This is a genomic window from Rhizobium sp. BK176 (genome assembly GCF_024808055.1).
Genome location: NZ_JANUBV010000019.1, coordinates 17,855 through 29,896, shown reverse-complemented (window position 1 = coordinate 29,896; position 12,042 = coordinate 17,855). Strand labels below are relative to the sequence as shown.

At 60.9% G+C, this 12,042-nt stretch carries 11 protein-coding genes and 2 pseudogenes; 11 read left to right on the top strand and 2 right to left on the bottom strand.

Annotation, left to right across the window (positions count from 1 at the left end; genetic code table 11):
- Positions 1 to 23: 23 nt before the first annotated feature.
- The 6 genes from FHT76_RS33145 (at position 24) to FHT76_RS33120 (ending at position 6,431) form a co-directional block, all read left to right on the top strand.
- Entirely contained in the window at positions 24 to 1,121 is a 1,098-nt protein-coding gene (locus tag FHT76_RS33145; protein ID WP_183756472.1) for a BMP family ABC transporter substrate-binding protein, read from the top strand.
- A gap of 3 nt (positions 1,122 to 1,124) precedes the next feature.
- On the top strand, positions 1,125 to 2,645 hold the full coding sequence (locus FHT76_RS33140; protein ID WP_259130704.1) for an ABC transporter ATP-binding protein: 1,521 nt from the start codon (positions 1,125 to 1,127) through the stop codon (positions 2,643 to 2,645).
- A complete protein-coding gene (locus FHT76_RS33135) occupies positions 2,642 to 3,745 on the top strand; it encodes an ABC transporter permease (protein ID WP_183756474.1) in 1,104 nt (367 codons plus the stop codon). Before FHT76_RS33140 ends, FHT76_RS33135 begins: the two co-directional genes overlap by 4 nt.
- Entirely contained in the window at positions 3,742 to 4,653 is a 912-nt protein-coding gene (locus tag FHT76_RS33130; protein WP_183864503.1) for an ABC transporter permease, read from the top strand. The genes FHT76_RS33135 and FHT76_RS33130 overlap by 4 nt, the downstream gene beginning before the upstream one ends.
- Positions 4,654 to 5,438: 785 nt before the next feature.
- Positions 5,439 to 5,750: a helix-turn-helix transcriptional regulator gene (locus FHT76_RS33125; protein ID WP_183756476.1), complete on the top strand. Its 312-nt coding sequence runs from the start codon at positions 5,439 to 5,441 to the stop codon at positions 5,748 to 5,750.
- Between the two features lie 207 nt (positions 5,751 to 5,957).
- Positions 5,958 to 6,431, top strand: a complete 474-nt coding sequence (locus tag FHT76_RS33120; protein WP_310503295.1) for an HNH endonuclease — start codon at positions 5,958 to 5,960, stop codon at positions 6,429 to 6,431.
- A gap of 68 nt (positions 6,432 to 6,499) precedes the next feature.
- On the opposite strand, the pseudogene FHT76_RS33115 reads toward FHT76_RS33120, so the two are convergent.
- Positions 6,500 to 6,829: pseudogene (locus FHT76_RS33115) on the bottom strand (sugar ABC transporter ATP-binding protein); the annotation flags it as partial.
- 251 nt (positions 6,830 to 7,080) lie between these two features.
- Between FHT76_RS33115 and FHT76_RS33110 the strand changes: the two are divergent.
- The 4 genes and pseudogenes from FHT76_RS33110 to FHT76_RS33095 all read left to right on the top strand — a co-directional run bounded on the left by FHT76_RS33110 (position 7,081) and on the right by FHT76_RS33095 (position 9,637).
- Positions 7,081 to 7,629 (top strand): transcriptional regulator, encoded by a 549-nt coding sequence (locus FHT76_RS33110; RefSeq protein WP_259130707.1) that lies wholly within the window; start codon positions 7,081 to 7,083, stop codon positions 7,627 to 7,629.
- Positions 7,630 to 7,808: 179 nt separating this feature from the next.
- Positions 7,809 to 8,203: pseudogene (locus FHT76_RS33105) on the top strand (alpha-amylase family glycosyl hydrolase).
- A gap of 104 nt (positions 8,204 to 8,307) precedes the next feature.
- Positions 8,308 to 8,868 carry a threonine transporter RhtB gene (locus FHT76_RS33100; RefSeq protein ID WP_183756477.1) on the top strand — a complete coding sequence of 187 codons (561 nt, stop codon included), beginning with the start codon at positions 8,308 to 8,310 and terminating at the stop codon, positions 8,866 to 8,868.
- A 139-nt stretch (positions 8,869 to 9,007) separates the two neighbouring features.
- A complete protein-coding gene (locus FHT76_RS33095; protein WP_183756569.1) occupies positions 9,008 to 9,637 on the top strand; it encodes an HAD-IA family hydrolase in 630 nt (209 codons plus the stop codon).
- Positions 9,638 to 9,784: 147 nt separating this feature from the next.
- Here the strand turns inward: FHT76_RS33095 and FHT76_RS33090 are convergent, their stop codons facing one another.
- Positions 9,785 to 10,582 (bottom strand): GntR family transcriptional regulator, encoded by a 798-nt coding sequence (locus FHT76_RS33090; protein WP_259186255.1) that lies wholly within the window; start codon positions 10,580 to 10,582, stop codon positions 9,785 to 9,787.
- A 158-nt stretch (positions 10,583 to 10,740) separates the two neighbouring features.
- Here FHT76_RS33090 and FHT76_RS33085 point away from each other — a divergent pair, with 158 nt between their 5' ends.
- Positions 10,741 to 11,997: an ABC transporter substrate-binding protein gene (locus tag FHT76_RS33085; RefSeq protein WP_183756478.1), complete on the top strand. Its 1,257-nt coding sequence runs from the start codon at positions 10,741 to 10,743 to the stop codon at positions 11,995 to 11,997.
- Positions 11,998 to 12,042 lie beyond the last annotated feature (45 nt).

The window sequence follows — 12,042 nt, the reverse complement described above, 5'->3', positions numbered from 1 at the left end:
AGCATGCAAAAAGGGGAACCAAAATGACCAACATCACCCGCAGAACTCTGATGCAGGGCGTTGCCGCCGCAAGCCTTGCCGGCACCTTCGGCGCACGAGCAACCCTCGCAGCCGACGGCCCGCTCGGCATCACCCTCGTCGTTCCCTCGCCGATCGGCGATGTCGGCTGGGGCCGCGCGCTCCAGGACGGGCTCGAACCGGTCAAAGCCGCCCATGGCGACAAGGTCAAGGTCACCGTGCTCGAAAACATCGCGGAAGGTCCGGATGCCGACCGCATCATGACGAAGTCGGTGGCCGACGGGAACAACTTCCTCATCGCCGGCTCCTTCGGCTACCAGAATGGTGCGCTGCAGATCGCGCGTCGCAATCCGAAGGTCAGCGTGCTTCATGCTTCCGGCTTCCAGGTGGCGCCGAACTTCTCGCCCTTCGCTGCCAAGAACTTCGAAGGCACCTACGTGCTCGGCATGGCGGCCGCCGCACTCTCGAAGACGGGCAAGCTCGGCTCCGTCTCCGCCTTCGCCATTCCGGAACTGATTGCCTCCGTCAACGCCTTCACCCTCGGCGCACAGGCAGTCAACCCGAAGGCAGAGGTTACGGTCGTCTGGGTGAACTCCTGGTTCGACCCGGCCAAGGAGCAGGAAGCAGCCAAGGCGCTCGTCGCCCAGGACTGCGACGTGATCTTCTCCAATGCCCAGGACACGCCGTCGGTGGTTTCGGCCTGCGAAGCGGCAGGTGTCTATTCGCTGAACCTCAATTCCTCGATGAAGAAATATGCGCCGAAGTTTTACCTCGGCTGTGCCGCCACCGACTGGTCGCCGTTCTTCAAGGCGTCCGTCGACGCCCACCTGGCGGGGACCTTCAAGGGTGCCAACGCCTTCCTCGGCATGAAGGAAAAGGTGGTTCACATTGCCGATGCAAGCCCGGACATCCCGGCCGACGTGGCGGCGAAAATGAAGGAAGTCGAGGCCAAGTTCGCCGACGGGAGCGGCTCGCCCTTTGCCGGTCCGGTCACCAAGGCGGATGGCAGCCAGGCCGCGGCTGCAGCCGCGACGCTTTCGGACGCGGAAATCATTGCCATGGATTGGCACGTCAAGGGCGTCACCACGCCTCTGCCGAAGTAAGCCATGCCTGCACCCCTTCTGTCACTCCGCGGCATCTCCAAGAGCTACGGCCAGACCAAAGCCAACCAGGGCATTGATCTGGACGTGGCTGCGCGGTCCATCCATGCGATCCTCGGCGAGAACGGGGCGGGCAAGTCGACGCTGATGAAGCTCATCTACGGCGTCGAGCAGCCGGACGACGGAACCGTCGCCTGGGAAGGCGAGGTCCTCGACCTCGCCTCTCCCGCCGAGGCGCGCCGTCGCGGCATTGGCATGGTCTTCCAGCATTTTTCGCTGTTCGAGACACTGACGGTCATTGAAAACATCCATCTGGTGGTACCTGGACGCAAGAGCGAGTTGACCGAGCGCGCCCGCAAACTCGGCCGCGATTTCGGCCTCGAAGTCGACCCTCTCGCCCACGTGCACGCGCTTTCCGTCGGGGAGCGCCAGCGGGTCGAGATCATTCGCTGCCTGATGACCAACCCGAAGCTCCTGATCCTCGACGAGCCCACCTCCGTGCTGCCGCCCCAGCTCGTCGAGACGCTGTTCGATACCTTGCGCCGGTTGCGGGATGGCGGCGTTTCGATCCTGTTCATTTCGCACAAGCTGGAGGAGATCCGGGCAATCTGCGATCACGCGACGATCCTGCGCGGCGGCAAGGTGACCGGCAACGTGGATCCGCGCGAGCACGATGCCCATGACCTCGCCCGCATGATGATCGGTCACGACATGCCGGAGCCGATGCCGGCGGTTCCCCACGCCGGTGGCGAAAAGCGGCTCCAGATCAATAACCTCAGCCACCGTCCCGACGACCCGTTTGCTGTTTCCCTTTCCAGTATCAGCCTGGCGGTGAGCGCTGGCGAAATTCTCGGCATAGCTGGGGTCTCGGGAAACGGACAGGCCGAGCTCGCCAGGCTGATATCGGGCGAAACAATGCTGCCTCGCGACCAGGCGAACCATATCCTCATGATGGGCAGGGACGTCGGCAGGCTCGATGCGGCCGCACGCCGGAAGCTCGGCTTCGCCTTCGTGCCGGAGGACCGGCTCGGGCGCGGCGCCGTACCGGAAATGCCCCTCACCCTTAACAGCCTCCTGACTGCGCATCCCCTCGATCTTCTGCAGCATGGCCTCGTCGACAGAGCCAAAGCCATTGCCTTTACCGAGGACTGCATGCGCCAGCATGACGTTCGCGCCTCCGGTCCGGAGGCGGAGGCTGGTTCTCTGTCCGGCGGCAACTTGCAAAAATTCATCGTCGGACGCGAAATGATGCTGTCGCCGAAGCTGCTGTTCGTCGCCCAACCGACATGGGGCGTCGATGTCGGAGCAGCCTCTGCCATACGCCGCCGGCTTATTACCCTGCGCAACGAAGGGATGGCCATCCTCGTCATTTCAGAGGAACTCGAGGAGCTTTTCGAGCTCTGCGATTCCATCCAGGTGCTCTATCACGGCACGCTGAGCCGGCCACTCGTCACCCGCGATACCCGGCCGGAAGAGATCGGTCGCTACATGATGGGGGCACAATCCTCCGAGAAGGCTTTCGCATGAGCGCATCCTCCACCCTCCATTTCCTCCCGAGCCTCGTGCGCAGGGAGCGCGCCTCTCTCACGGCAACCCTGCTTGCCCCGGCAATCGCGCTCGTGGTGGCCACGCTTCTCAATCTCGCACTTTATGTCCTGATGGGCCGTGACCCGACAGCCGTCGTCTATGCGATGCTGCTCGAACCGTTCCTGTCCTGGTCGTCGTTTTCCGAAGTACTCCTGAAGATGGGGCCGCTTCTTCTCATTGCCCAGGGTCTTGCGATCGGCTTTCGCGCGAAGGTCTTCAACATCGGCGCCGAGGGCCAGTTCATTCTCGGCGCGATCTTCGCTTCGGCAATTCCGATCTGGTATCCAAACGCTACCGGCCAATGGATCTGGCCGGCGATGCTACTGCTCGGCGCCGTCGGCGGCGCGCTCTGGGCGTCACTGACCGCCGTCTGGCGTGTCCGGTTCAACGCCAACGAAATCCTCGTATCGCTGATGCTGAGCCTCGTGGCAGCGCAACTCCTCTACTACCTGCTGCTAGGCCCATGGAAGGACCCGAACGGTTTCAACTTCCCGCAGTCGGTGATGTTCCAGTACGATGCCATGGTGCCGCTTCTCATTCCCGGCACCCGCGTCAATGTCTCGCTTGTGATCACGCTTGTGCTGTCCGCCCTTGCCTGGATCTTCATGCAGCGCAGCTTTACCGGCTTCAAGCTCCAGGTGGGGGGGCTTGCCCCTCGCGCTGCCGGCTATGCCGGCTTCAGTGAAAGCGGGGCGATCTGGCTCTCGCTGCTGATCGGCGGTTTTGCCGCGGGCCTTGCCGGCGCTGCCGAGGTCGCGGGGCCGCTCGGACAGTTGCAGCGCTCGATCTCGACCGGCTACGGTTATGCCGCCATCATCGTCGCCTATCTCGGAGGTCTGCATCCGCTCGGCATCATCGTTTCCTCGCTGATCATGGCAGCTCTTTACATCGGCGGGGACAATGCGATGGTCTCGGCCAATCTGCCGATCGCTGCTGTCCGCGTCTTCCAGGGCAGTCTCCTGCTCGCCTACCTCATAGCCATCGCCTTCGTGCGGTACCGCATCGACTGGCCTCGCGCCGTTCACCGGAGCCAATCATGAACGCCCTCCAGTTCATCCTTGCCGGCACGCTCGCGGCCGCGACGCCGTTTCTTCTCGCCGCTCTCGGTGAACTCGTCGTCGAACGCGCCGGCGTGCTCAACCTGGGTATCGAGGGTCTGATGGCCTTCGGCGCGGTGCTCGCCTTCGTGATCGTCTACCATGGGGGCGGACATTTTCTCGGCTTCGTCGCCGCTGGCGTCGGCGGTGCGCTGCTGTCGCTGGTCTTTGCCTTTGTCGCACTTGGATTCCGGGCAAACCAGGTCGCGGCCGGGCTCGCCATTGGTATCCTTGGCCAAGGGCTTTCGGCGCTGTTCGGTAAGCCCTATGAAGCGCTTACGGTTCCTGGGATCTCCAAGATCGCCATTCCCTTTCTCTCCCAGATCCCTGTCGTTGGCGGGCTCTTCAAACAGGACATCGTCGTCTGGCTTTCACTCGTAGCAACACTCGCGATCTGGGCGATGTTTTCCTACAGCAAGACCGGCCTGGTCGTGCGTGCCGTCGGTGAGAACCCGAAGGCAGCGCACGCCATCGGCTATCCCGTCATTGCCGTTCGCGTTGCGGCCGTCGCCTTCGGCGGGACCATGGCAGGCTTTGCCGGCGCCTATGCCGCAGTCGTCTACACTCCGCTCTGGGCCGACGGAATGATCGCAGGTCGCGGATGGATTGCGATCGCACTTGTTGTTTTCGGAACCTGGCTTACCGGCCGGATCTTCCTTGGCGCCTGCCTGTTTGGAGCGGTCTCCCTGATGGGACTTGCCGCACAGGCAACAGGCGTGAACATTCCATCGCAGTTGCTGGCAAGTCTGCCTTACCTCGTCACTATCCTTGTCCTCGGCATCATTTCGTCAGACCGGCGTCTTCTAAAGCTGAATGGGGTAGCATCGCTCGGCGAGCCCTTCGAACGCTGAACACCGGTCCAGGGGCGATCGTGGATTCGCCTACCAACCCGGAATGAGAGCAAGCCGGTCACAGCCAATCAGATCTACCACAGGGGCATAAATATTGGTCGCACGGCGTCATCTCGACCGACAGAAACCGCCAGGCGACAGAGGCTGCGGATGGCAGCATCGGTCGTCAGGTCAGCGGATCGCGGTAATCTTTTTTTGACCAATGAATAGTACTAGAACCTTGCGCGACCAGTTCAGCGTACGCGCCCACGGTTATCGAATGAAAGCCAATATCGTTTTAGTCAGAATTTGGTCAGCGGCTGCCATATTGATGGTACTCGTGGCTATCAATCCATTCGGCCGTCACGCGCTCGACGCAGCGACAACGGCATCCTTCCCAGCCGAACGATAGGCTCAGACAGCCGGTGCTGGAGAACACCCGCGTTGTCAACCTTATAGGACAAAGGCAAATCGGCAAGACGACGCCGGTCCGTGATGTGTTCACGCACGGCCTATTCGTAACATTGGACGACCACAACGCTCTTCACGCATTCCGGCAAATTGAGTAGTCGGCCGGAAAAGCTCCTTCCGAATTTCCGCCAATGCTCAGGCCGAACTTTACAAAACTCGCGCCCAATCCGCCGGCCTCATAGAGTTGATCGCTACAGTCCCGGGTTCCGGTTCGGACCCGGTCGAAGGTCTATTAACCTAAAGTAGCCCAATCAAATTCAATCATGGTTATGGCTATTTTGTCATCTTACGTTTAAGTAAGCGATCGATTTTGTGAATGTAGGTGAACTCCTGAAATGCGCATGGATACAGAATTCGAGGAAGAGGCTAGACTTCTTTCGCTCCTGGCAAATGAAAAAAGACTGCTGATTGCCAGCCTTCTCCTGGACAATGAATTGAACGTCGGCGACTTGGCGAAACGCGTCGGCCTTTCGCAATCGGCTCTCTCCCAGCATCTCGCCCGTCTTCGTGAGGGGAATGTCGTGAAAACCCGTCGCGACGCCCAGACGATCTATTATTCGACCGACCACTACGGCGTTCGAAAGATTCTCTCGACGCTCAACGAGATCACTGGACGTTCGACGCAGGCCTTGAAGGCCGCCAGCTGACGTTCGCCAACCATCGGCCGATCGGCGCTTATCGTTGCGGCGACCATCGGGTTGCCTCCCTGCGGACGACTGTCATGCCATCAGTGCCGCGCCCCTTCACCGCGCCTGTCATGGCTTCCAGGGGAATGCCGCGGCTTCGAAAGCTGGTGCGATAGCCCATGCCTTGCAAGCCGCGCCCGGGGCTTCAGACCGGGCAGCGCGGCCGGTGTGAGGGCACCAATCTGGTTCCATTTCTCAGCGACTATCCTTCAGACTGGCAGCACGACAACCGACGACGAGCTTCGCCTCGTGGGACATTGGGAAGACACGCGCCGCCTTGTGCTTGCGCGGGATGGATACAAGTGCGTTTCGTGCTTGACGAAGCTGCGATCGCGTGATGCTGACTTTCATCACCTCCTGCAGCGATCGATGGGCGGCTCCTATGAACTGTCGAGCCTGGTCGTGCTCTGCAACGGCTGCCATGCAGCACATCACCCGAACCTCGCCGGACGGCTGGCAAGACGGGCAATCGAGCGCTGGGCAATGCGTCTTGCCCGCTGGCTCGACCGGGATGCGCGATCGCTCGAAGCCGACATGAATTTCGGCCCGGTGCTGCGCCTGTTCGGTGTCTCCCATTTCCCGAAAGGGACAGCTCCCGATCATCCTTGCTGCGCTCGCCGGCAAGTCCATCCTTGGCGTTAGTCCGACTGGCTCCGGCAAGTCCTCTGCTTTCAGGTGCCTGCCCTGCTGCGCCGGGGCTTCACCATCTCTTTCGCAGCAGGCTCTCCATTGAAGAAGTTCATCTTCTGTGCCCCGTTGAACCCGGCGACGAAAGGCGTTGCAGGCTTGTTGTAGAGCGTCATGGGCTGCCAACCCGTTCGATTTCCCGCCATTCAGGACAACGATCTTGTCTGCCATGGTCAATGCCTCGACCTGATCTTGGGCGACGTAGATCATCGTCGCGCCGAGTTTCGCGTGCAGTTCGTTCGAGGTGCAGCGCAGTGGTGCATCGAGATTCGATAGCGGCTCCTCGAAAAGAAGACCTGCGGATTGCGAATGATGGCGCGGCCGATCGCGACGCGCTGGCGCTGACTTCCAGAGCGCCTTGGGCTTGTCTGGCCAGCAGGCCGGTCTGCACTGCGACGAGCGGCTCGTCCCGAACCTCGAGCTATCCGATGTAATGGCTGCCAACGGCGGCCGGATATGATACCGATGCTGCAAGGCGCCGCCTCGTCACTGGCCCAAGTCGTCACTGGCCAAGTCGTCACTGGCCAATTCGTCACTGGCTCGACGCGCGCCCCCGAGCCTGGCCAATGACCTGGTGGGAGGCAGCAGCACCGGTGATATCCCCTTGATCGTATTCCTGGATTTCGAAGCATCGTCACTCGCCAAGCAGAGCTTCCCGATCGAGGTTGCCTGGGTGTTTCAGGACGGTCGCTCCCGTTCCTTCCTGATACGCCCCGCACCCGACTGGACCGATTGGTCCACCGAGGCGCAAGCGATCCACGGCATTTCGCGAGAACTCATCGATAGCGACGGCATCGCCGCGGATGAGGTGGCGCAGGGCATGATGAAAGAGCTTTCAGGGCACGACCTCTATGCCAGCGCTCCCTCATGGGACGGAAAATGGCTGAGCGTCCTCCTGCGCGCCGGCGGCCTGCCACGCCACGCTCTGAGGATCGGCAAATCCAGGGACGCATTTCTCGCCGCTGCGCGCGATCTCATGGCACCTGCAGCGGACGAAGCCGCGCTCGCAAACCTTGTCGAGGGCGCCATTGCCACCATCAGGTCCGGCAATGCGCCAACCCACCGCGCCCTGCCCGACGCAATGCTCGACCTTCAATGCTGGCACCTGGTTCGCAATGAAGCGGCAAGGCGCACGGGCAAGAGCCTCACATAGAGGGGGCGTCACGCTCTGCGGCCCTTTCCTTCCGTTGCGCAACGGCGTCACCGTCACGATGCCCGGGGGCTCGGTCTCTGCGTACCGGATCGGGCCTTCACCTCCTGGCCAGGGAACCTTTCGCGGGCTCGCACGCCTGCCTCCGGGGTGCGTCTTTCAAGGGAGCATGATCTTGATCAATGACCTCTGGTACAAGAACGCCGTCATCTATTGTCTTTCCGTCGGGACATTCATGGATGGTGAACGGCGACGGCGTAGGTGATTTTCAGGGCCTTGAGCGACGTCTCGACTATCTCGCCGGACTCGGCGTCACCGCCATATGGCTGAGCCCTTCCAGACGTCCCCCGGACGCGACGACCGTTACGACGTTTCCGACTACTACAACGTCGATCGTCGATACGGCACGCTTGGCGATTTCGTCGAATTCACCCATGGCGCAAAACAGCGCGGCATACGCGTCCTGATCGATCTTGTCGTCAATCACACCTCTGACCAGCATCCGTGGTTCAGGGACGCATGCTCGGACAAGGCGCACATCTCCGGTTTATGGAGATATAAGATAGATACATTATAACTAGTTATAAGCCAATATTCTCATCAGGGTCGTCACAGTTGATTCCGATCAAGACTGTTGACGCGGTCGATGCCAGAAGGATGCCAGATAGGAAGGTTTGTGACATGGATCTTTTAACATTCGGGCTTGGCGTCTTTGGCCTTCTCGTTCTACCCGGCCCGACAAATGCCGTGCTTGCCCTGGCCACCTCCGCCCTCACACCAGGACGATGCCTCACGCTTGTGGGTGCGGTGGTTGTCGCCTATCAAATCATGGTCCTGCTGGTCTCCGGCTTTGCCAGTCCAATCTTTCATTCACATCCCGAAATCGCCCAGGCCGTGAAGTTTCTTGCGGCGACCTGGGTTCTCGCCCTGGCATTGAAACTGTGGGCACCTTCTCAAGGTGGGAAGGCAGCAACCGTTGGCCCGCGCGAACTCTTCGTCACGACGCTCCTCAATCCGAAGGCCATCATCATCGGGCTGGCCATGGTGCCGTCAGTGGGGGCAGATGCCGTCCCGACTATGCTGGTTTTGTTGGCAACCACGGCGGCGACCTCCGCTCTGTGGCTTGCCTTCGGACGGGCGATCATCGGCCGGAGGCAGGAAATGCCGCTGTTTGCCCGGCGCTGCGGCTCCGCGGTTCTTCTCGTTTTCTGCGTCATGCTGACGCTCAGCGGTCTCACGTGATCTCCACGATGATCGTCAGTCCGATCCTTGCGGCCTTCTGCGACACAGGCCACATATGAGGCCGTATCCGTAAAGCCAGGAGATCACCGTGCCGTCCGCCTTTCCCGATCCAAACCAGTATGCCGCGTTCCTCTTCGACATGGACGGCACCATCCTGAGCTCGACCGCGTCAGCGGAACGGGTCTGGGGAGCCTGGGCAGAGCGCCACGGACTTGATCCCGTCCGCTTCCTGCCGACCATGCACGGAAAACGGGGTATCGACACGATCCGTCAGCTCGGCCTTCCCGGTATCGATCCTGTCGCAGAATCCGACAAGATCACGAAGGCCGAAATCGACGACGTCGACGGTGTTGTCGCCATTCCCGGCGCTGCGGAGTTCCTCGCCGCGCTGCCGCCCGAGCGCTGGGCAATCGTAACCTCCTCGACCAAGCCTCTGGCCCTACGCCGGCTTGGCGCAGCAGGGCTGCCCGTTCCCCGCTTCATGGTCACCGGAGACGACGTTACCATCGGCAAGCCGAATCCCCAGTGCTACATCCTTGGCGCCGAGGTCCTCGGCGTTCGTTCAGCCGACTGTCTCGTCTTCGAGGATGTCGAGGCCGGCGTGCAGGCGGGCGAAGCGGCGGGAGCAAGCGTCCTGGTGATAACAGCCGCCGGTCACAAGCAAGATCTCGGCAATCGCCCATCAATCGAAAACTACACGACCATTTCTCCCGAAATCGCTGGGGACGGTCTGATGTCAATTGTCCCTAGGCGACAGATCATCGGGTAGCCGTCCCGGGGCCAAGGAGCGAGGGCCGAGGAGCGATCGAGGTCGCCGGGATGACAATTCAGAGCCGCGCGGTTTTGTGCCGTTCATCGCGTCTCTCACTCTTATGAAACGGCGGTACAGGCCGCGGCCCTCCGCCATGCGACAACATCAACCGTAGTGCTTGAAGTCGCCGGTGGCCGACTGCAGCAATGTCAGCGGGTAACGTTCGGGGTGGTGGATCAGGGATGTCATGTTTATCGGCCGGTCACGCTCATCAAAGGCGATCTGGTCGACTGTCAGCACCGCCCCCGGCTGTGGAAGTTGAAGGAGTTCTGCTTCCACCGCACTCGCGAGCCGCGCGCTGAGCGTTGTCTGGCCCCGGCGCGGCTGAATCTTGTAGAGCTCTCGCAATTCAGAATAGAGCGACCGATTTGCAATCGTCCAGTCAAGACCGGTCAGGCCGGGGGCCCTCGACGCCGCGATCCAGTCCGTCTGCAGGACGACCGGAATTTTATCGAGCAGACGCAAGCGCGACAGGACGATGACCTCCGATCCAGGCGGCAGCATCAACGGCCGGGTGACATCCAGCGATGCCTTGACGACGGCGATGTCGAGCAGCCGTTGCCCGGGCGTGCGACCACTTGCAAGGGCGGTGCTGGTGAAGCTTTTGAGGACTTCGAGCTCGAAACCTGCACCGTTGTCGACAACGTAGAGACCCTTGCCAGCCTGGCTTTGCACGACACCTTGGCGGATCAGTTCGCGCACGGCATGTCGTATGGTGATACGGCTGACATCGTAGAGCGAAACCAGCTCGCGCTCGGAAGGCAACTTGCCGCGCAATGGCACCTTCCCCTCGCGGATCGACGACAGCAGCGCCTCATAAACCTGTTGATGGAGCGGACGGGGAGCAGTCCTGTCGATGGTCGCCTCACCGGCCTTGCTTGTCGCTCTCTGTCCTGTCGTCACGCTCCGCTCCCGGATCGGTGCTTGCTAGGCGGTGTCACATCTTTGCTCGCAGTAAGTGCAAGAGTCCAGTTGACATGACTGGTCATAACCAGTCCTATTAGGATCAGGAACCACAGAGTTCCACACAGTTCAAGTGTGATAAAGACAAGGAACAGCTCATGTTGAAGAAATGCCTCGCTGCGGCTGCAGCCGTTGCCGGCCTCTGGGCCAGCACCGCACATGCGGAAACCATTTCGGCCTTCTGTTCACCGACGGAATTCGAGCTTTGCACCAAGGTTGCCGACGCCTGGAAGGCGAAGACCGGAAACGAGGCGAAGATCAACAAGATGCCGGCGCTGCTCGATGATGCGATCCCGCTTTACCAGCAGTTGCTGGCCGCAAAATCGAAGGATGTCGACGTCCTATTTCTCGACGTGATCTGGCTTGGCATGTTCAAGGCCAACCTTCTCGATCTGAAGACGATGATCCCCCAGGCCGACCAGGACAAGCATTTCGCCTCGACGCTGAATGCGGCAAAGCTTGACGGCAACCTTGTCGCGATGCCCGCCTACATGGATGTGGGCCTGATGTTCTATCGCAAGGACCTCCTTGAAAAATATGGCAAGCAGCCGCCGAAGACCTGGGACGAACTTGCCAGCACGGCGAAGGAAATCCAGGACAAGGAGCGTGCTGACGGCCACGACAAGATGTGGGGCTATGCCTGGCAGGCAAAAAGCTATGAGGGCCTGACCTGCGATGCGATCGAGGTGATTGCCTCCAATGGCGGCGGCACCATCATCTCGGATGACGGAAAGGTGACGATCAACAATGCCGACGCCGCCGAGGCGATCAAGAAGGCAAAGGGATGGATTGGTTCGATCAGTCCGGAAGGCGTCCTGAACTACGATGAGGAGGCGTCACGGGCGGTCTTCGAAGCCGGCGACGCAGTATTCCATCGCAACTGGCCCTATGTCTGGGGAACCTCCCACAAGGAGGGCAGCGCGATCATCGACAAGGTCGGGGTCATGCCACTGCCTGTCGGCAAGGAGGGGCAGAAATCCAGCGGTTGCCTTGGTCCGATGTACTATGGCGTTTCCAAGTACAGTGCAAAGCCTGAGGTCGCTGCAGACTTTGTGAACTTCATCACCGGCACCGACATGCAGAAGATGCGTGCCGTCGACGCAACCCTCAATCCATCCATCCAGTCGCTTTACAGCGATCCCGAGGTTCTGGAAAAGATCCCGTTCCTGAAGGACAACCAGCAGGCCTTCGCAGACAGTGCGGTGCGGCCATCAGGCTATACGGGCACCAGCTACAACCGAGTCTCCCAGGCCTTCTATCGCTCCGTGCACGACATGCTGTCGGGTTCCACCGATCCCAAGGACGGTTTCGCTTCACTCGGCAAACGCCTCGAGAAGCTCAAGGAAAGCCGCTAATCGGCAAAAGACGCGGGGGGGCGTCGCAGGGCGACCGTGGCGCTG